This is a genomic window from Bradyrhizobium sp., assembly GCF_016213215.1.
Classification (GTDB): Bacteria; Pseudomonadota; Alphaproteobacteria; order Rhizobiales; family Xanthobacteraceae; genus Bradyrhizobium.
Map to the genome: position 1 here is coordinate 14,456 of NZ_JACRAW010000103.1, position 21,117 is coordinate 35,572.

Annotated in this window: 14 protein-coding genes and 1 tRNA gene; 6 read left to right on the plus strand and 9 right to left on the minus strand. The window is 60.7% G+C overall.

The window, feature by feature from the left end; translation table 11 throughout:
- Window positions 1-32: 32 nt before the first annotated feature.
- On the minus strand, window positions 33-743 hold the full coding sequence (locus tag HY852_RS17750) for a cysteine hydrolase (protein WP_291606087.1): 711 nt from the start codon (window positions 741-743) through the stop codon (window positions 33-35).
- A gap of 732 nt (window positions 744-1,475) precedes the next feature.
- Here HY852_RS17750 and HY852_RS17755 point away from each other — a divergent pair.
- Complete coding sequence (locus tag HY852_RS17755; protein ID WP_291606088.1) at window positions 1,476-1,973, plus strand: site-2 protease family protein; 498 nt, start codon at window positions 1,476-1,478, stop codon at window positions 1,971-1,973.
- Window positions 1,974-2,137: 164 nt separating this feature from the next.
- Here HY852_RS17755 and HY852_RS17760 read toward each other — a convergent pair whose 3' ends face one another.
- On the minus strand, window positions 2,138-2,614 hold the full coding sequence (locus HY852_RS17760; protein WP_291606089.1) for a hypothetical protein: 477 nt from the start codon (window positions 2,612-2,614) through the stop codon (window positions 2,138-2,140).
- Between the two features lie 327 nt (window positions 2,615-2,941).
- Between HY852_RS17760 and HY852_RS17765 the strand changes: the two genes are divergently transcribed.
- The 3 genes from HY852_RS17765 to HY852_RS17775 all read left to right on the plus strand — a co-directional run bounded on the left by HY852_RS17765 (window position 2,942) and on the right by HY852_RS17775 (window position 10,554).
- Window positions 2,942-3,463, plus strand: coding sequence for a FecR domain-containing protein (locus tag HY852_RS17765; protein ID WP_291606101.1), 522 nt, complete (start codon window positions 2,942-2,944; stop codon window positions 3,461-3,463).
- A gap of 7 nt (window positions 3,464-3,470) precedes the next feature.
- Complete coding sequence (locus HY852_RS17770) at window positions 3,471-5,354, plus strand: CHASE2 domain-containing protein (protein WP_291606090.1); 1,884 nt, start codon at window positions 3,471-3,473, stop codon at window positions 5,352-5,354.
- Between the two features lie 361 nt (window positions 5,355-5,715).
- Entirely contained in the window at window positions 5,716-10,554 is a 4,839-nt protein-coding gene (locus HY852_RS17775) for an NAD-glutamate dehydrogenase (RefSeq protein ID WP_291606091.1), read from the plus strand.
- A gap of 454 nt (window positions 10,555-11,008) precedes the next feature.
- Here the strand turns inward: HY852_RS17775 and HY852_RS17780 are convergent, their stop codons facing one another.
- The 7 genes from HY852_RS17780 to HY852_RS17810 all read right to left on the minus strand — a co-directional run bounded on the left by HY852_RS17780 (window position 11,009) and on the right by HY852_RS17810 (window position 18,757).
- Window positions 11,009-11,746: a hypothetical protein gene (locus tag HY852_RS17780; RefSeq protein ID WP_291606092.1), complete on the minus strand. Its 738-nt coding sequence runs from the start codon at window positions 11,744-11,746 to the stop codon at window positions 11,009-11,011.
- The gene (locus tag HY852_RS17785) at window positions 11,709-11,996 is read right to left on the minus strand and encodes a hypothetical protein (RefSeq protein WP_291606093.1); all 288 of its coding nucleotides are present in this window, start codon (window positions 11,994-11,996) and stop codon (window positions 11,709-11,711) included. Before HY852_RS17785 ends, HY852_RS17780 begins: the two co-directional genes overlap by 38 nt.
- A gap of 415 nt (window positions 11,997-12,411) precedes the next feature.
- Window positions 12,412-15,786, minus strand: a complete 3,375-nt coding sequence (locus HY852_RS17790; protein WP_291606094.1) for an adenylate/guanylate cyclase domain-containing protein — start codon at window positions 15,784-15,786, stop codon at window positions 12,412-12,414.
- Window positions 15,787-16,090: 304 nt separating this feature from the next.
- Complete coding sequence (locus HY852_RS17795) at window positions 16,091-16,993, minus strand: hypothetical protein (RefSeq protein WP_291606095.1); 903 nt, start codon at window positions 16,991-16,993, stop codon at window positions 16,091-16,093.
- 170 nt (window positions 16,994-17,163) lie between these two features.
- Window positions 17,164-17,604 (minus strand): hypothetical protein, encoded by a 441-nt coding sequence (locus HY852_RS17800; protein WP_291606096.1) that lies wholly within the window; start codon window positions 17,602-17,604, stop codon window positions 17,164-17,166.
- A gap of 685 nt (window positions 17,605-18,289) precedes the next feature.
- Window positions 18,290-18,364 (minus strand) — tRNA-Glu (locus HY852_RS17805).
- 57 nt (window positions 18,365-18,421) lie between these two features.
- Complete coding sequence (locus tag HY852_RS17810) at window positions 18,422-18,757, minus strand: hypothetical protein (protein ID WP_291606097.1); 336 nt, start codon at window positions 18,755-18,757, stop codon at window positions 18,422-18,424.
- On the opposite strand from HY852_RS17810, the gene HY852_RS17815 reads away from it, so the two are divergent.
- Complete coding sequence (locus tag HY852_RS17815) at window positions 18,756-19,799, plus strand: RluA family pseudouridine synthase (RefSeq protein ID WP_291606098.1); 1,044 nt, start codon at window positions 18,756-18,758, stop codon at window positions 19,797-19,799. The genes HY852_RS17810 and HY852_RS17815 overlap by 2 nt on opposite strands.
- A gap of 201 nt (window positions 19,800-20,000) precedes the next feature.
- A complete protein-coding gene (gene rpoH, locus HY852_RS17820; RefSeq protein ID WP_291606099.1) occupies window positions 20,001-20,900 on the plus strand; it encodes an RNA polymerase sigma factor RpoH in 900 nt (299 codons plus the stop codon).
- The last annotated feature ends 217 nt before the right edge of the window (window positions 20,901-21,117 follow it).

Sequence of the window (21,117 nt, forward strand, 5' to 3'; positions counted from 1 at the left end):
AAGCGAGCTCCAGGCCGCTTCGCGCACAGCGCCTACTTGAGCGCCTTGACCGCGTCTTCGGTGGTCACAACACCGTTGGCGATCATGCCGTAATTGACCAGCGCCGCCTTGTAGGCATCGGCGCCGGGAGCGGCGACGGCGTCCTTCACCACATAGACCTTGAAGCCGTTTTCCATGAGGGCACGCATGTGCGAGTCCACGCACAGGTTGGCCACCATGCCCGCCAGGAACACCGTATCGATGCCGCGGCTGCGCAGCTGGTAGATCAGGTCGTTGCTTTCCGGGCCGTACATCTTGTGGGGCGCGACGACGATGGTTTTGCCGTCATTGATGTAGGGCTTGTAGCGGTCGAAGAAGTCGGCGCCCGAACCTTCGAATCCCTTGGAGTTGTTCAGGCTCTCGCGGTGCAGCGCCTTCATGTCCAGGAGCTGCCGCTGCAACGCGCCGGCGTGGGTCCAGTTGCCATCCAGCGCCGTATAGACCAGCGGGTCCACTGCGAGCGCGGCGCCGCCTTTCTTCGCAGTCGCCATCAGCCTGTCGATGTTGTCGATCGTGCCGAGTTCCTTGAGATTGTCGGCGAGCAGTTTGTAGAGCTTGCCGTCCTCACGCAGGAAATCGTTCTGCGGATCAGTGATGACGACGGCGGTGCGCGCCTTGTTGAGCGCCGGAATTTCGCCGGCGGCGGAGACCGTGGATAAGCCCAGCGGCATGAGCAGGCACAGGGAGAGCATGATGCGCTTCATTGTCGAACCTTTCTTGGAGCGAGACTGCATGGCGCCGTTCAAGCGAAGACGTTGCGAAGGCTCGTGACGATCGGGCTTCGCACCGCGCGTTCGAACAGCGATGCTCCATGCTCTATGTGCCGGCCCGGATCGCATCTGTAACCAAAGTTACGCCCGGATGCTTTTCTTGAACTCGCTGGTGGATTGCGCAAATTGCCTGCGGGTCGGCCGGGCTGCGCAAGGCAATCCCAAATGCGGAGGGACTCTGCACTTGCTTGGTCGGTGCGCTGCTCGCAATCACGGTTTTGCCGTTTCCTCATCCTGAGGAGCCGCGTCAGCGGCGTCTCGAAGGATGACGGCCCCGCTGGTGCCCCTCGCCCTTCGAGACGCGCGCCGATGGCGCGCTCCTCAGGACGAGGGTGACACACCGTCGCTCGCGGCAACAACCGGATTTAAATTTCAAACAGCAGAGACGACTCCGCATTCTCGCGACATGATCTGCCCGAGTTTTGCTTCACTTGCTTGCCCTCGACTCCGAAATTCGGGAAAGCGGAATCTTTTTGCGGCGGAGGCTTGACAAGTTTTTGGGACTGATTTGCCCGGCGGCACAGCGCAGAATCCTGGTTTGATGGGTATCGCTGCACTCCACTCATCAGCGACTTCCGTGCGAGGGTTGGTTGCCCAGATGCGAGCGGCAAGCGCACGGAAAATTCAGGCATTCAGCAGATGAAACAGTCATTCGCGATTTGGGAATTGATCGTCAGGGGCCTTGAGGCGAGCCTGACGGTGCGGGGGATGTTGGCCATCTTTACCGGCGTCGTTCTGCATGAGCTCGGTCACATCCTGTTCGGTCGCCTTGTCCGGATCCCGATCACGGGCGTCGTCATCGGGGAAGGTCGCAGACTTTGCGGATGGCGGATGGGGGCGATCACTTTCACAATCCATGCCATTCCTACCAGCGGTTATGTCGAGCACGCTGAATATCACGCCACCCCATTGCGATCCGCCGTGGTCGCCGCGGGAGGAATTGTCGTCAATGTGGCGGTCGGCATTGCCTGCCTCGCGTTCTGCCTGGCGGCTGAGCCAGTGGGTTGGGTCGGCAAGATGCTTTGGGCAATTGCGCTTACCCATCTCGCGCTGGCGGCCATGAGCCTAGCGCCGCGGCAGTACAAAGACGGCAACAAGAGCGATGGCCTATTGTTGTTGGAAGCGTGGCGAGGGTTCGAGCGCGGCAACGGCTCTACCCGATAGTAGATCGTTTCATGTCAGCTCGTAGCGTCGATGCGTTGAGCATTGAAGCCCAGCGCGGCGACTGAGTGTCGCAAATCTCGTCCGGCCACGAGACTTCGGAAGAGCTCAACCCATCGTACGAGTGGATCCGCAAAGGCAAGCCCATGTTCATGTCCTTCATTCTCTCAAGACTTCAAGCCCAGCGCCTTTCTTGAGAGATTCTCATTCTCCAGTTTGATGTCTTTACCTGGGTCGTTCGCCGCCTCAGCCTCCGCAAACCACGGCTCTCCGTCTTCCACGACAAACCTGACCAAGTCATCCATGCAGCGTTCGTAGGTGCTACCAGTTTCTGCGTTGAAACGAAGGTGATACCGTTTGTTCATGAATTCAGAGTCGTCCGAAGATGGACCATTTAATGCAAGTGAGTTGCTAGATTCGTTGTAGGTTCCACAATGCACTCTCAAGACAATCGAATAGTTTATGGGCCTTCCATAGGAGATTCCGTTCAGATGAATATGAACGAAATCCGCTGATTTTGATTTGGCCCGTACCCAAAGCCACCTTTTGGTTCGGCTGAAGCCATATTTCTCGATGCGCTGAGTGAATTCCCTTGTCGTCTTATCAAGACCAGCCTTCACAACGGATTTTGAGATTTCCCTCATCACGCCCCTTTGTGCAGCTACCTGCTGTGCAGCTACCTTCGTGCGACTTTGCGGCCAGAAGCAGCGCGCGGCTCGGTTGAGCTCTCGCGAAACCCATCACCCTCGGTCTTGCACGGCAATGACCGAGATGTCGCAGCTTTGTCTCCATTGAATCACGCTTCCCGACACTACCGGAGCGAGGATGTCGCAATGCGTTCGGACCGATCGCTTCGGCGTTCTTCGGTGGCAGAGCTCAGCCCCTCCTGCGAGCTCTACTCATCGTCGACATTATACCCTAGAGTGGCATACTTGGATCTTTGCCCGATCAGGAGGATTATCGTGAAAACGATGAATTTGTCCGGATATTTGCTGCTCTTGTACGTTCTCTCCTGGAGCGGGTTCGCGGCCGCACAGCAGCCGGCCAGCCTGAAGTGCACATCGGCGGTGCCGGCGATGGTCGCGCAAACGGTGCAGTGCGAGGGCGGCATCACCATCGTGGCCGAGAACGGCGCCCAGTACACGCTGAGCGACAACAACCGTGACGGTCGCGTCGACGCGGTCGAACTGAGCAGCAAGGCGCTGCTCGTCGAAGCGACGAGGAGGTCGGGAGGCAAGCGATTCCAGGTCAACACGCCTCAGGCCATCGCCGCCGTGCGCGGCACGCGGTGGGCCGTGGATGTGGCAGAGGGCAAGACGTCCGTCTTCGTGGTCAATGGCAGCGTCCGCGTCGGAGGTCGTGCCCGCGATGGCCGCGGCCGGGTTGTGCTTGGGCCCGGCGAAGGGGTGGATGTGGAGGCAACGGCTCCCCTCCTGGTGAAACGCTGGGGCCAAGCTCGCGTCTCTGCGCTGATGGCCAGACTGGGACAATGAGCCCTTGATGAGCAGGCGGCTGCAAAGTCTCCTCGCCGTTTTACTCGCCGGTCTCTGGGGGGCTTCCATCTATTTTGGCCACGCATACGGTTATCTGGCGTTCCTTGATCAATTCGAAGCCAATCTCGCCGATCTCCGCACGACGGTGCGCGGCGTCAAGGCGCCGCCGGATTCACTCACCATCGTCGAGATCGATGATGCGCTCGCAAGGCAGGTGGGCAGCTATCCGCTGCCCCGGCGCGAACTGGCCCGCCTCGTCCGCGCGGTTGCCAAGCTCAAGCCGAGCGTGATCGCAGTGGATATCCTGCTGCTCGACAAGGGCTCCGACGAGGGGGACGAGGCTCTGGCCGCTGCGTTGGATGCAAGCCCCGCCGTCATCGCCGCGGCAGCCGTCTTCTCCGAGTCCCGTCAATCGGTCGACGTCAAGAGGAGCGACGATCCGCTCGCCCACTTGCCGATCGCCGAGCGCTTCCTGTTGCCGCAGCAAAGGTTCTCCGATCACGCGCAGATCGGCATCGTCAACCTGAACACGGATCGCACCGGCACGCCTCGATCCGTCCCGCTGCTGTTCCGAACCAGCGGCAGCGTCGAGCTGTCTTTCCCGCTTCGTGTAGCGGCGGTTGCAACCGGGCATCGCCCCACCATCGAGCCGGGCCGGCTTACGCTGGGTGGATTCTCCCTCCTTACCGACAGCGACTATGCGATCCCGATCGCCTTCCATGGCCCGCGGCGAACAATCCGGACGATTGCCGCCGGCGCGCTGCTTGACGGAACGGCGGATCCGCGGGCCATCGCAAACAGGATCGTGGTCCTCGGTGCGACCGTGACCGGCGGCGGCGATTTCTTTTCCACCCCCTTCGAACCGGTCATGCCCGGCCTCGAGGTCGTTTCAACGGCGATTGCGCATCTTGTATCAGGCGACGTCGCGCTCCGCGGTCGGCCGGTGCGGATCATCGACGGCGTGCTCACGGTTGTGTTGCCGATGATGCTTGCCGGCATGCTGGCGTGGCGCCGGAGCCTCGCCGGTCTTCTCGCGGCTGCGGTGATCGTCCTGGCTTGGGTGGTTGCGACCTCTGTCGCATTCTCGTCCGGAATCTGGCTGAACGCGGCGCTGCCGATCGCGGCCATGGCGCCGCCGACCATTTTGTTCGGTGCCTTTCAGCTCTGGTCGGGTCGGCGGCAGGCCCAGTATTTCGCCAAGAGAAGCCGTTTGCTCGAAAGTTTTCAGGCGCCGAATATCCAGCAATCGCTGATCCGCAATCCCGACTTTCTGGCCGAGCCCGTTCACCAGGACGCCGCGATCATCTTCATCGATCTGTCGGGATTCACCTCTCTCAGCGAAGGCTCTGGCGGCGCGGAGATCCGGGCGCTGCTCAAGGAGTTCCACGCGCTGATCGATCAGGAAGTCGCATCGTGCCGGGGCACCATCATGACTTTCCTGGGCGACGGCGCCATGATCCTGTTCGGCTTGCCCGAACCTGACTCGGATGACCCCGTCAGGGCCACCGATTGTGCGGCCAAGCTTTGCGCTGCGACCGAGCGATGGCTCGCTTCGCTGCCCGAGGCGATCGCGTCCAACCTCGGATTCAAGGTCGGCGCGCAATTCGGGCCGGTCGTCGCCTCCCGGCTTGGCGGCAAGAGCTATCACCACATCACGGCCACCGGCGACACGGTGAACGTGTCGAGCCGCCTGATGGAGGTTGCGGCCGGCCGCGGCTACCAGCTCGCCGTCGGAGAAGAATTGCTCCAGGCAGCGGGACCCGATTGTGCCCTGCTCAAGACAGGCTCGCTCTCCGGACCTCATGAATGCCCAATTCGCGGTCGCACGGCCCCGATCACGGCCTGGCTTTGGACATGCCGATCCGTGACGCCAAAGCCGCCGGCCGAGTAGCGGTTCGTGCGACGAGTCGTGTTGCGGCACTTCGGTAATCTCAGAAGCAACCAGAAATCTCTGGGCTGGCGCGCCATTCAGAGTAGAATTACGAAACTCATATTTCATTGAAATTCCTTGTGATTTCGCCAGCCAGCTGATGGTTCACGGTGGTCGGTCTAAGTCCTTGACGGCGCTCGAGGGCGAGCTGAAACCACAAGCCGGAGATGTATTTCACGAGATTAGATGGCATGATCATCAAGAGCTGCGATCGCTCCGAGACCTGAGGATTTCGCGTTGATCCCGGCCAAGGCGACGCGCTCAAAGAGATGCACTCCAGAATCAAGCGGACGACCGCGACCGCGGTCACACGGCGAGAGAAATGGAGGACGTTATGGCGTCGCGGCGTGACGACAAGGCCCGGGCGACCCTGATCCACGAAGCCGCGGGTAGCGTGCAGCCGGACAAGGTGCCCCGATCCTTTGCCGAGCATCTGTTCGGCCATGCAAATCTCGAGGACCTCGCCAACTACGATGCCGCCTCCCTGGCCTTCCTGGCGGAACAGGCCTGGCAGCATGTGAAGCAACGTACGGCGGGCCGCGCCGAAATCCGCGTCACCAATCCGATGATGCCGGACGGGCGCGAGATTTCCGTGCTCGAAGTTCTCAACGACGACATGCCCTTCCTGTTCGATTCCACCATGGCGGAGCTCGCCCAGCAGGGCGTCGAGGTCACGCTGGTCGTCCACCCGCTCATCGCCGTGGAGCGCGACGAACAAGGCAAGCTGCTGCGTTTCTACGGCGAGACGCTCCCCGAGGGGGTAAAGGGCGAGCGCGAAAGCCTGATTCATCTCCACATCGCGCGTCTCGACGCCGATGCCGACCGCCAGAAGCTGATCGACGGCCTCTCCACGACGCTGAACGACGTGCGCGCCTGCGTCACCGACTGGCGAGCCATGCGCGCCCGCGTCGAGCAGGCGATCAAGACCTTCTCATCCAATCCACCGCCGCTACCGATAGACGAGGTCGCCGAAGCCAACCAGTTCCTGCAATGGCTGTGCGCCGACAATTTCACTTTTCTGGGCGTGCGCGAATATCGCTTCTCGCCGGACAGCGATGCGTCGGATGAAATCAGCACCGGCGAAGGCCTCGGCATCCTGCGCGATCCCGACGTGAAGATCCTGCGCCGCGGCACCGAAATGGTGGTGATGACATCGGAAATTCGCGAATTCATGCGCGAGCCTACCCTCCTGATCGTCATCAAGGCCAATGTCACCAGCCGCGTTCACCGCCGCGTCCACATGGATTATGTCGGCATCAAACTCTATGCGCCCGATGGGCGGCTCGAGGGCGAATTGCGCCTGGTCGGCCTGTTCACCTCGGGCGCCTATACTCGCTCGGTGCGGCAAATCCCTTACGTCCGCCACAAGGTGGCGCAAGTGCTCCAGCGCGCCGGCTTCGACCCAAACAGCCATTCCGGCAAAGCACTCCTGCATATCCTCGAGGAATATCCGCGCGACGAGCTCGTCCAGGTCGACGCCGAGACGCTCTATAATTTCGTCATGGAAATCCTGATGCTTTCCGAGCGCCCCCGCGTACGGGCGCTGGCACGAATTGACAAGTTCGATCGCTTCGTCTCCATCCTCGTGTTCATTCCGCGCGAGAAATATGACGCCGACGTGGGCACGCGTGTCGGTGCCTTCCTGGCGCAGGAATACAAGGGGACCTCGGCAGCGTCCTACCTGTCCTTCCCCGAAGGGCCGCTTGCCCGCCTCCACTACATCATCGCGCGTTTTGCCGGTAAGACGCCTGTCGTCGAGCGTGCCACGCTTGAGGCCGGGATCAGCGCCATCGCCGCAACCTGGGGCGACAAGCTGAAAGCCGCGCTCGCGACAGTCACTGATGGCACGCGCGCCCGCCTGCTCGCCAATCGTTATGCCCAAGCCTTTACTGGCGGCTATACCGAGGTCTTCGACACCTCGCGGGCTATCGCTGATATCGCCACTATCGAAACACTCACCGCCACTCGTTCCGTGGCGCTTTCGGTCTACCGCGTCGACGGCGACGATCCGACGCGTTTCGGCCTCAAGGTCTTTTCGCGCGGCACGCCCCTGTCGCTCTCCTATCGCGTCCCGGTGATCGAAAATCACGGCTTGCGCGTCGTCAACGAGCGCACCTATCAGATCACGCCCAGCGCCACACCCGCATCCGCGCCGGTTTGGCTGCATGACATGACGATCGAGGCCAATGACGGCAAGCCGATCGATATCACTGCGGAATTCGCCGGTCGCCTGGAAGCCTCGATCATGGCGGTGGTGGGCGATCGCGCCGAATCCGACGGATACAACGCGCTGATCCTGCGGACGGGCCTGAGCTGGCGCGAAGTATCGGCCATCCGCGCCCTCTCCCGCTACCTGCACCAGATCCGCGCGCCGTTCAGCCAGGACTACATGTGGGCGACTCTCCGCAAGAACACCGCGGTCACCAACAGCATCGTCGCTCTGTTCCAGGCTCGCTTCGACCCGCGCCTCACCGCCACCGATGCCGAGCGCTCGGCACGCGAGACGGCCATCCTTGGCGAGATCGAGGAGCAGCTCAAATCCGTCGCCTCGCTCGACGAAGACCGCATCCTGCGCCGTTTCACCAATCTGTTGCAGGCCGCCGTCCGCACCAATTTGTGGCAGGTCGGCGAGGACGGCCAACCGCGTCCGGTGATTTCCTTCAAGTTCGACGCACGCAGGATCGAGGACCTGCCGGATCCGCGACCGCTCTACGAGATCTTCGTCTATTCGCCGCGCCTCGAAGGCATTCATCTGCGCTTCGGCAAGGTCGCGCGCGGCGGGTTGCGCTGGTCGGACCGGCCGCAGGATTTCCGCACCGAGATCCTCGGCCTGGTCAAGGCCCAGCAGGTCAAGAACGCCGTGATCGTGCCGGTCGGCGCCAAAGGCGGCTTCGTGCCCAAACGCCTGCCGCCGCCCACCAATCGCGACGCCTTCATGGCCGAAGGCACCGAGGCCTATCGCATCTTCGTTCGCTCCATGCTCGAGCTTACCGACAATCTCGACGACGACACCGTCGTGCCGCCCGACTCCACCGTGCGGCATGACGGCGACGACCCCTACCTCGTCGTCGCCGCCGACAAGGGCACTGCCACCTTCTCCGACATCGCCAACGCGATCTCGGCCGAGAAGCACCATTGGCTCGGCGATGCCTTCGCCTCCGGCGGCAGCCAGGGCTATGACCACAAGAAGATGGGGATCACGGCGCGCGGCGCCTGGGAGGCGGTGAAGCGCCACTTCCGCGAGCTCGGCACCGACATTCAGACCATGCCCTTCACCGTCGCCGGCGTGGGCGACATGTCGGGCGATGTCTTCGGCAACGGCATGCTGCTCTCGCCGGCGACGAAGCTAGTCGCTGCTTTCGATCACCGCGACATCTTCATCGACCCCTCGCCCGATCCGGCGATCAGCCACGCCGAACGTCTGCGCATGTTCAGCCTGCCGCGGTCGAGCTGGCAGGACTACGACAAGTCGCTGATCTCGCAAGGCGGCGGCGTGTTCTCGCGCTCGCTCAAGGCCATTCCGCTCGGCCCGGAAGTGCGCGCCCTTCTTGATCTCGACAAGCCGCAAGCCACGCCTTTCGAGGTGATGACGGCGATCCTCAAGGCGCGCGTGGACCTTCTGTGGTTTGGCGGCATCGGTACCTATATCCGCGCTTCGACGGAAAGCGACGATCAGGTCGGCGATCGCGCCAACGATCCGATCCGGATCACGGGTGCCGATGTCCGCGCCCGGGTGATTGGCGAGGGGGCCAATCTCGGCGTCACCCAGCGCGGCCGCATCGAAGCCGCGCAGAAGAGCGTCAGGCTCAACACCGACGCGATCGACAATTCGGCCGGCGTGAACACCTCCGACGTCGAGGTCAATATCAAGATCGCGCTGGCGCGCCCCGAGCGCGAGGGACGCCTCAGCGCCGCTTACCGCAACAGCCTGCTGGCCGCGATGACCGACGAGGTCGGCAACCTGGTGCTCCGCAACAATTATCTGCAGACGCTGGCGCTTTCGCTGGCCGAACGCAGGGGTCTGGCAGAGACCGGCTTCCTCACCCGCTTCATGCAGTCGCTCGAGCAGCGCGGCCTTCTCAGCCGCACCGTCGAATTCTTGCCCGACGACGCGGCGATCGCCGAACGCACGAGGCGCGGCCAGTTCCTGACGCGGCCCGAACTTGCCGTGTTGCTCGCTTACGCCAAGCTGATACTTTACGCCGATCTGCTCGTCACCAGCGTGCCCGACGATCCATATCTCGCCCGCGAATTGTCCCAGTACTTCCCGCGCGAGGTTCAGGACAAGTTCCCCGCTGCAGTGGAACACCATCGCCTTCGGCGGGAGATTATCGCAACCAATCTCGCCAATGCCGTCATCAATCGCGGCGGCCCGGCTTGTGTCGTGCGCCTGATGGACGAAACGGATGCCGACGTGTCGACCATTGTCATGGCGTTCGTGGCTGTGGATGAATGCTACGGTCTGAAGCGGCTGAATGACGCGATCGACGGACTCGACTCCCGCATCGACGGGCAATTGCAGCTTATCCTCTACGCGGCGATTCAGGATCTCCTGCTCTCCCGCATGGTCTGGTATGTGCGCCATGTCGATTTCAAGACCGGTCTGGACTCCGTCATTGCGCGCTTCGGCCCGAGCATCTGCGAGATCGTCGCCGGACTGGACAAGACACTGCCCGAGGACTTGCAGGTCGGGCGCAGAAAACGACGGCAGGACCTGATCGATGCCGGCGTCCCGGCCGGCCTCGCAGGCGAGCTCGCTGATCTCGACGCCCTGGTCTCGGCACCGGATATCGTGACTGTCGCGGAGCGCACCGGCCGGACCATCGGCGACGCCGCCACGACCTTCTTCGCCGCCGAGGCTCATTTCCGCCTCGATCGCCTTATCGCCGCCACACGCAGCGTCCCGGCAAACGATAATTACGAACGTCTCGCCATCGATCGCGCCGTTGACCAGATCGCGGCCGTCGAAAGAAGCCTGGCTGCGGATATGCTGGCAACCGGCCAATGCGGTCAGCAGGCCGCCGCGAGCTGGCTCTCGGCTCATCCCGAAGCGACCCGCATCCGCCGCTCGGTCGAGGAGATTGCCGCCAGCGGCCTCACGCTCGCGAAGCTGACAGTGGCGGCCAACTTGCTGGGGGACATGGTGAAGGGCTCACGATAGGCGATTGGGGGAGGCGCGTAGCTGCCAGGACCACACGGTTTTGCCGACCAGCGAGACCTGGTTGAGGGTATCGCACCGTGCCTTTGCCGGCATAGCTGCGGGTGACGTTGGAGAACTCGCCTTCGAAGGGGCGCGCTGCCAAAATATCGAAAACAACCCCATGCAAAGTAGCCGGCGACCGCCGCCATCCGAACACCAACTTGACGCGTCGGGCAAATCAGCGGCATTCCTTCACCATCCCGTAATCCTGTAAACGCCCGCCGCCCGGCAACAACGGGCGCGCCGGTTGCGATTGCGGCTCAAAATCCTCACCCAAATTGAAATTGCAGCGCCTCGCCGCGGCGAACGATCGCCTGCGCGTGGACGAACCGTGGGCTTGCCGGAGGTTCAGCTCATGGCAACGGAAGTATGTGGCCGGCGACCGGGTTGGCAGCGGTCCTTGCCGTAGTCAGTTTCAGTCCTCTGGGGAACTAAGGGTAGGAATTTTCCACCGAGCCTTCATCAGCCTTCCAAGTTCTGCTGCTTCGCCTACCGTAAGATTTGACAGCGCATCGGCCAGCTTTAGCAGATGACCTGCAACTTTCGGGGCTGGCGCGTTCAAGATGTTTGGCTCGCCCAACGGCCGCGCGGCCAATGCTGCGCGGGCTTCGTTCACAGTTTTGAACAGGTGGGGATTGGCGATGAACTGGACCGCGGGCCCGAAGGCGCCCTCCTCGTAGGATTTTTCGTTTACAAATCCGATGAAGTGCAAGCGCTCGCGGGCTTCGGCGGCACCTCGTAGCGTCGTCCTGGGGCTGAAAACACCACTAACCAATTTTCCTTTGAAGTAGCGGCGATGAAATCCGTGCGGCACGTATTCCCCGCCCAGCCCCACATGCACGCGGGCCCACTCATCGCCGCCATTAAAAAGCGTCCGGACATCCACGAGAAGCACATGGATTGCTGCTTGAGGCGGAGGAAACTTGTGTGGTTTGCCGCCGCTTTCGAACTTTTGGCAGATGCGTTCGACGGCCTTGAGCGTTTCACCTTCTTCGGACTGGCGCGGGTCTTCTGCTGTTGTGGTGAGCGACCTATTGACCATCGTCGCTCCGTCGGCAAACTTCTCAGTCGTGGTCGCCGCCCGAACCGCATCGGTTTCCTCAAGGCGCATCATTTCAACGATGAAACTGGTGACCGTCGGATGTAAAGCCAAAATCTAGCGTGGATTTGCCTTCGCCAGGGACTTCGTACTGGGGCTGGATACCCGCCTTATGCAGACCGTGCCCAAAGCGCAGCTCGAAGAGCTTCGCCTTGTTCTTGCCTTTCAAGCCCCCGCTCGCATTGATGTCGTCCACCACCAGCTTGGCCCACGGCACTGCCTTGAGCTCATCCATCACCGTTTCCATGAAGTCTCCCTCACGGCCGGACAGGAAATCAAAGGAAAGCTCGTTGTGCTCTGCCATTGTGCTATCTTAGCATGCAATCTCCCGCGCGGTGAATCTTCCCGTTTTTTCACCGGGAGGTTGCGGGCGTGAGAACATGGGAGGTTTGCGATGATCCTGGGAGATCTAATCGACGCTGACTCGCGTCTTTATGCCAAAAGCGAGCGGGCAGCATCCCGAGCTGGAATGATGTTGAACTGTGCCGAACCAAGCCGGAACGGTGTTGTTCCACCCAATAGGGCGGTGGGCAATCAGACTAGAATTTCTAGTGATATCGATGTCAATTTCTGACAATGGCGCTCCCTAGGGGGACGATGGGCGACCGCAGAAACCCCGAAGCTCGGCATTACAGTTGGGTATGACGTTGCGATTTCATGTCCAGGTAATCCTGCCGCGAGATGAATGCGCACGCATTCGAAGTAGAGGAGGTGAAGGATCAGTCCAGCGTGCTTTGAGCGTCGCGCGCCCGTCTGAGGTCAGCCGTTTCGGCTCCTTCGTCGAACCAACGGCAGATTGGTTCTAGGAGTGCGCGCGCATCACCACGCCTTCCTTGCGTCCGCCAGAGTTCTGCAAGGCTTGTCGCGGCGCGTAATTCCAGGGACTTGGCGCTTTGACCGCGCGCCACTTCAATGGACTTCGTAAGATAAGACTCCGCTTCGCTTATCTTCGATGGGTTGAGTGCTAAGAGCATTTGCGCTCTTTGCCGATGCAATTCTGCTTCCCATGATCTGCCTGTCACGTCACCAATGTTGGCCAGGACCCCCTCGACAATCGATAGCGCGCATTCATTTTCGCCATCCTTGGCATACGTATCCGCTAGCCAGCTATCCATCATTGGACGCATGAAGCCGACGTCATTACGTCGCGCTTCGGCGATTCCCATTGCCATCTCCTCTCGGGCCTCTCCAAGTCGGCCTAGTTCGCCGGCCGCTCGGCCTCGTGAAATTCTGGACAAAATAACGTACAGCGAAAATCGCTGTTCTTGCGACATTTCGAAGCTTTTTTCGGCGCTTTCGAAGGCGCGAGCGGCATCCCCGCGCAGAAGGTGCACAACGGAAGTCATGTAATGAGCGAACGCCACGGTGTATGGGTGGCCAAGGTCTTGACCCAAGGCAAGCGCTTCCGAAACGCGGGAAAGGGATTGATCCGGATAGCCCAGAAACCACAAGTCCCAAGATAGGAGCAGAAGTGAAGCCGCTTGGGGTTCCACCATGTAAAGATTGGATAGGGGCTGCTTTCCCTTGCCAGTCGAGAGCTTGATTGACTCCGCGAAATGGTTCGCTGACGATTGGAAGTCCCCAATCGTCAATAACGTACTGCCCATCACTCTATGAGCCACCATTAGCGGCACGGGTTGGGACAACGCTCGTGACCGTGACAGGAACTCATCAGCTAAGCGGAGCGCATCATCATTCTTTCCACCCATCCAGGAGTGCCCCCACAACCCAAACAGGGCTTGGAAATACTCAGGGATGTCGCCGAGTTGCAGGCATAAGGTACGAGCCCGCAAGAACGCTTCGCGGGTTTCCGCGGAGGCATACCCTTGAACGGCGATAAGCGGTATTCCCAACGACAATTGAATGTCGATCTCTTGTTTGATCCGTTCAGGCGTTTCCGGCAAAGCGTCCAGAAGCTGAAGGGCCTTTCGAAAGCTAGCAATCGCTTCGACGTTGGCGGAATGCGCGAGCGCACCCTGCCCAGACTCGAGCCAGTGGCGAATGGCCAATTGGTGATTGCCTGCTTCTTGATAGTGATAGGCCAGGACTTGGGGTTGATTTTCGGCGAGCTCCGAAAAGTTATGCTCTAAGATTGCCGCGATGTCCGCGTGTATCTGCTGCCTCTTGCTCCTAAGCAAAGAGTCGTAGATTGCGTCACGCAACAAAGCATGTTTGAAGGCGAAACGAAGGAAAGGCGAAATTCCGACTCGATAGACAATGTCAGCCTGTTCGAGCAACGAGAGGGCCGACAGCATATCGTCGTCGTCAATTCGCGACGCAGCCGACAAAAGATCATAGGAGAACTCGCGCCCAATCACAGCCGCAATCTGTGCAAGTCTGCGACTCGGCGCAACGCGGTCGAGCCGCTCCATCAATGCGTCACTCAGCGTGTCCGGAACCCTGAGTGATGCTGGCTGTGCTTCGCGCTCGAAAGGGGTTCGGAAAGGCGCACTCAACATACTGCTTGTCAGTTCCTCTATGAATAGCGGGACGCCATCGGCCTTTTCGATAATCCGGTCGAGCACCGCTTCGGGCATGCTCCCTCCCCTCAAGATATCCCGGATCATCGCCTTCACTTCGGTGAGCGACAATCGAGTGAGCGAGTGCATGGTGGTGTTGGCGTGGGTCATCCATGTGGGGCGGAACTCGGGCCGGCACGACACAATAAGCAGCACGCGGGCGTGGTCGATCCGGCTGATAATCGATTCAAGCAGCTCAAGCGTCGATGGATCTAGCCAGTGTGCATCCTCGAAGATGCAGAGCGTGGGGCGTTGGACAGAAAACGCCAAGATCATGTCGACAAGCGTGCTTATCGTCCTGTTCTTTATTTGCTGCGGCGTAAGACCAACTAATTCGAGGTTGTTTTCCAAAGGGATCGATAACAGTTTGGCAATAAGCAGGACCGGCTCTTTGGAATTGTTAGTTGAGCGCGGAAGGTAAGTTGTAAGCTTGGCAATCTTATCTGCCTCGGTCTCGCGAGCTGTTAGTTGGGCCGCTTGTTCGATCTGCCCGATCACAGGAAAGAATGCGCTCTGACTGTGATAGGGCGAGCACTGATGGTGCAGCAAGACGTGTGGTTCCTGCTGAATGCGCGATTTCAATTCGTGGAGGAGCCTTGATTTTCCGACTCCGGGAATACCCGAGAGCAATATGACTTGGCCATCACCTTCTTTGACTTTCAGCCACCTATCGAGCAGCAAGCTTAGTTCGCTTGAGCGTCCAATGAGCGGGGTAAGAGAGCCCGTATGCGCAGCCTCGAAACGGCTACCGGTATTTTTTGCCGAGAGCACGCGATACACGTGAAGAGGTTCAGTTACACCTTTGAGTTCCTGGAGCCCGACGTCCTGAAAATCAAAAGCTGCCCATACGAGACGCCTCGTCGATTCCGAGATGAGTACCGTGTTGGCAGCGGCAAGGGTCTGTAGACGTGCAGCGATATTCGGCGTCTCTCCCACCGCGTCCATCGACCACGTACCACTACCTCCAATCTCACCGACAACAACCGGACCCGAGCAAACACCCACTCGACAATTCAGGGTAACTGGCCCTGAAATCTTCGTAACTCCGGACACAATCTCCAGGCCGGCGTGAATAGCGCGAACGGCGTCATCCTCGTGTGCACGCGGCCAACCGAAAAATGCCATCACTCCATCGCCGAAATAGCGGGCGACCTCGCCTCCATAGCGCGCAATTGCCGCGCTGCACTCCACCCGATACGCGTCAATGAGTTTTTGGAGATCCTCAGGATCTAATTTCTCCGATAGCTGGGTAGATCCCACCAGGTCACAGAACATCACTGTGATCTGACGGAATTCAGCTTCGCGATGTTGCACAAGAGAGGGCGGCACGATAGTGGCGCTTGAAACCGCTTTTGTTGTGCCGGTGGGCTGGCGCGCGGCCGTCAATGCTTCAATGGCCCTAAGCAGCTTCTTGCGGTGGCCTAGGGAAGATACTCCGAGTTTTTCGAGATCATTTTCCGTCAAATCCGGAAGGACGGAGTAGTCGATATTGTTTTCTGCGAAGGTTTTGGCGTACTGGCCTAGACCGTGTGTACCCAGCCATTCGGCTAAGTCGGTGGTTGTTGTCCTCGTCATTGCAGAGGCCCTTGCCTACCGCCGTAGAGGGTGTTGGGCTTCAGACCCACCACGTGGTGCCTTGTTGCTCAAAACCAGGAAACCTTCTCCGCGCACCATATCATATGAGCATTATCATATGAGCGTTCTTTTGACCGCCTCCGGCGTCAAAGCACAACTGCAACTTGGCGCAACGACGCCAGCGCCGGGTGCCCTACCCAGCTAACCATGACGCCCGATCGCGAGCAGTCACGCGGCCTCCATCGTTTTAGATCGCAAGCGCCTCACGTCATGCCAAACTGCGATGACTATAGCGCTATTCCGCTCACGCCGAGGGCCGAGCGCCGCGCTTTTCACCGCGCAAAGGATTTGAGCTGTGACGATACGGGAGCGCCTCTCCGAGCGCCTGCTCAAGCTCTTCAAGCATCTCCGCTTCCGATTTGAGAAGCTCGTGATTATAGCCCTCCGCCAGAATCAATGCCGATTCATACGTCTCCTGAACGACCCTGATACGGTCGTTCGCAGGAAGCGACGCCACGAATTTGATCGTTTCTTCGACGTGAGTGGCCTCGCTTCCGAGGGAGCTGTGACTTCTGAGGAAGCGGGTCGCATCGACGTCGTGCGGACAGATCGCCTGCACCTTCTCTATATCGGTCGCCTGCTTGAGCGCGGCGATGCGCTCCAGGCAGTACGAATAGCCGATGCAGCCGATTGGATAGTCCTGGACGCAGAGATCATCGAAGCGCTTGCAGAGCGGCTTGATGCCCTCCGGGATAAAGCTGGCGACGAGTCGCTCGCCGGGCACACCCAGCGCACGCAGATCCTTGAGCGCGAGCCGGTCGTGACCGGTCTCCTCGCGCGCACGCTCTTCCAAGTAGGCCGCGACCTCTGGCCTCCCCAGCTCGTTGAAGCGCCCGGCGGCGCGCCGGAGATTTCGAGGCGTATCGACAGACGTGTGATAGGCGCCCACCAAGGCTACGATATAGCCGACGAGCGTCGGGTCAGGGCGCGCGAGGCGCTTTTCGATTCCGGCAAATCCGAGACTTATCGCGCCGTCGAGCAGCCCGACCGTGCTGCCCGCCGAGCCCACACCTCTCATCGGTGTCGCGAAGGGATCCAGGTTTTCTTTCGTGCCTTTCGGGGTATAAAACCAAACCTCTCCCGACTCGCGAGCGATGATCGAAATATCGCCCGTGACTTTGACCCACTCCGTGACCAGCCGTGCCATTCGAAACCTCCACTTCCGAGTGAAAGCCCGTGTCGTTTCTCGCAGGATGCGACCAAACTTGCGTCAGCTAGAGAACCTTGCCGCATCCGAGACGGATTGTAATACACTAGATCCGTACTTGCGCAGGCAGCCCGGGTTTCGAGAGACCCCAGCTGCCCGATTGCGTACCGCTAGATACCGTTCGGCACACAGGCCATCAGCATTTTGGCTGTTTCGACAAGATTAGTTCCCGATTGGCGCGAGGCGTTGGGCAGCACAAAGACCACTGTATCGTCGTCGTCCAATTCCCAGCCGTCATTGTATTCGTCTTCCGTGATCACAATGGGACTCGCCAAACTGATGGGGTGGATCGGGAGGCCTTGGAGAGCTGATTGGGCGTTAGCAATGCGTTGAGCAATCGGCAGGTTTGGGGTAGCATCTCCCACCAGCCCGTCGCGGAAACCAGCATTGGTCCACGCTTTAGCGATCAAGGCCGCGAGTTCATCATTTTGGTACGAAAAGTCAGCCACTTTCACGTCGGCTTTGTTACCAGCGTTGCTGCCGGGCTTGTGTTTAAAAATTCCTCGGCCAGCTGGATTACCATGCGGCGCCATGATCAAGCCCTCCGTCATGAAGCAGGTCCGACATATTGCCGTCCCGCGAATTTCGTATTCTAGTCGCGGAACGTTGTCGCTGCAAGTTAGACTGGCGGTGTCCAGTTGGATTTAGACCACCTCTGGGCGGTCGATGACATCGTTGAATGGCAAAGGAGTTCGGCTGTTCGGTGTCCTCAGGCATTACGCCCGACATGCAAAGAGCCATCAGTCCGAGCGTGACAAACGGGCCGGTCAGGGTTGCTGCCATTCCAAGGTATGCGCTGATGCTCGCTGAGATGGTGGAAACCAAGGCTATCTGGGTCGTCTTGGTTCCTCGCGGCCGCCGCGAGTTCGGTGGAGACACCTTGGATCGCGCTCACGCTCCTCGGAGCGGGGCTCTGGTTGTTCCTACACGCCATGTGAGGACCCAAGGAGGAGCATGCGGCTGCACACGAAGGCGAACGGTTTCCATATCGCGGCAGGGAACCCTTTTTGGCTGCGCTCAGAGCGCGCGATCCAGATCGGCAAAGGCATGCGTTGCCCTACGATTGGCCTCGCGTCGGTCTTTCGTCCCGAGAGACTTCTTCTTGCTGCCGAGCGGAGGTCTTGATCAGATAGGGCATCGCGTGCATCAAAAGCTACCATCATTTGCTGCCAGTCAAGAGCAGACAAAACTTTGATTTGCGCGATGTTTTTGAACTATCAGCGTATCTGAGGCCGCTGGCGCTCCCTAGGGGAATCGAACCCCTGTTTCAGCCTTGAGAGGGCCGCGTCCTAACCGCTAGACGAAGGGAGCGTGAGGCTTACCGAATAGCCTCGAAATTCATCGGCCGCAAGGACCGATCGGGCCGCCTCACGGCTCATTGGCAAATTTCAGCCGCCCGGCGGGCTTCAAGGTATGGGCATCGAAGGTGCGGATTTCGGTCACCCCGCCGATGTCCAGCGTCACCACCAGCCGGTCGCCGGCGACCGCGGGCGAGACGATCCGGGCGCCCTTCGGGACGGTGGCGGTGATGTCGGAGGCCGCAACGGTGCTTCCTTCGCTGCGGAAAAGGCGATAGCCGATGGCGATCAGCACGGCCGCAACGCCCACGGCCGTGGTAAGCCCCGCAATCAGCATCATCCGCCGCACCCGCGCGAACAACGCGGCCTGCTCGGGGGTCGGTTCGGGAAGAGCGGTTTCGGTCATGCAAGGCTCGTCAGTACAAGGCTCGGTATCGAATGGCGGCAAGAGGCTGGAGGTCACCGTCGGCGGCGACGAGGGATCGGCCCGGCTCGACCGCGTGCTGGCGGCGCGGCTGCCGGAACTGTCGCGCTCCCGGCTGAAGGCGCTGATCCTCGAGGGCGCGGTGAGGCTCGGAACCGGCGCGGTCCGCGACCCCGCTTATCACGTCGGCAAAGGCGATACGATCATAATCGACGTGCCGGAGGCGGTCCCGGCGGAGCCGAAAGGCGAAAAGATCGCGCTCGATATCGTCTACGAGGACGACGACATCATCGTCATCGACAAGCCGAGGGGGCTCGTGGTGCATCCGGCCGCCGGGCACGAGACCGGCACGCTGGTGAACGCGCTGATCGCCCATTGCGGCACCAGCCTGTCCGGGATCGGCGGGGTCCGCCGTCCCGGCATCGTGCACCGGCTGGACAAGGACACCACCGGGCTGATGGTGGTCGCCAAGAACGATCTGGCGCACCAGTCGCTGTCGGCGCAGTTCGCCGACCATGGCCGGACCGGGGAGATGCGGCGCGGGTACCTGGCGTTCGTCTGGGGTGTTCCCAGCCGCCAGCGCGGCACGATCGAGGCGCCGATCGACCGTCATCCGCATGCCCGCGATAAAATGGCGGTACGGCCCGGCGGCCGCGAGGCGGTGACCCACTGGGAGGTCCGCCAGACGTTCGCCGGGCGTGACGGCAAGCCGGTCGCCTCCCTCGTCGGCTGCGAGCTCGAGACGGGGCGCACCCACCAGATCCGCGTCCATCTCGCCCATATCGGTCACCCTCTGATGGGGGATGCCGTCTATGGCCCGCACTTCAAGACCAAGGCCAGCCAGCTCGGACCCCAGGCGCAGGCCGCCCTGACGGCGCTCGGACGGCAGGCGCTGCATGCCTATCTACTGGTATTGGAGCACCCTCGCAGCGGCGAGCTTTTGCATTGGGAATCGCCTTTGCCGGGGGATTTACGACTTTTGCGCGAGGCGCTGGCCAGCGGCGCTATGACGCAGACCGTTTGAAATAACGCAGCTGTGACAACAGCTTATTAGGGTCACACGGTGACGTGACCCCCGTAATCCTTCCAAAAGACATGCCCTATAGTGTATGTTGCAGTTGCGTTGGATAACCAGCGCGGAACATCGCAGCGCGACCGGCTTTAACCAAGCGGCCGCCTGCCTGGCCCGCCGATGTCGGGGGCCTGAACCCTTGGAGGGCGCTGAATGGCCCGAACTGCTTCTTTGCCGGTTCTCAATGGAGAATCCGGCCTCTCTCGGTACCTCGCCGAGATCCGCAAATTCCCCATGCTGGAGCCGCACGAGGAATACATGCTCGCCAAGCGTTGGCGCGAGCATGACGATCGCGACGCGGCACATAAACTCGTCACCAGCCACCTCAGGCTCGTGGCCAAGATCGCCATGGGCTATCGCGGCTACGGGTTGCCGATTTCCGAGGTGGTCTCGGAGGGCAACGTCGGCCTGATGCAGGCGGTGAAGCGGTTCGAGCCCGAAAAGGGCTTTCGACTCGCCACCTACGCTATGTGGTGGATCAAGGCCTCGATACAAGAGTACATCCTGCGTTCCTGGTCGCTCGTGAAGATGGGCACCACCGCGAACCAGAAGAAACTGTTCTTCAACCTGCGCAAGGCCAAGAGCCGGATCTCCGCGCTGGACGAGGGTGATTTGCACCCCGACCAGGTGAAGTTGATCGCCAAGCGTCTCGGCGTGACCGATCAGGACGTGATCGACATGAACCGGCGCCTGGGCGGCGACGCCTCGCTGAATGCGCCGATCCGCGACGACGGCGAAGCCGGCGAATGGCAGGACTGGCTGGTCGATACCTCGCCCAACCAGGAAGCCATCATGGCCGAGCACGAGGAATACGATCACCGCCGCGAGGCGCTGACCGGGGCGATCGAAGTGCTCAACCCGCGCGAACGCCGCATCTTCGAGGCGCGGCGCCTCGCCGAGGACCCGATGACGCTGGAAGACCTCGCCGCCGAGTTCGGCGTGTCGCGCGAGCGCGTGCGCCAGATCGAGGTTCGCGCCTTCGAGAAGGTGCAGTCGGCGGTCAAGGGCGCCATCGCCAAGCAGGAACAGGCGGCCCTGGAAGCCGCGCACTAGCTAGCGCAGCTCACGCGCAATCAATTGGCGGATCGAGAAGAGAAGCCGGCGGCGACGCCGGCTTTTTTTTATCTCTCCCCGCTTGCGGCAGGGCTATCGCATTTGAAAACGAACTTGGTGGCAGTTTCTTCGCGGCCATCCTTCGAGACGCCCGCTTTCAGCGGGCTCCTCAGGATGAGGTCTTGTTTCGCGGCGAAATATTGGACCCTCATGGTGA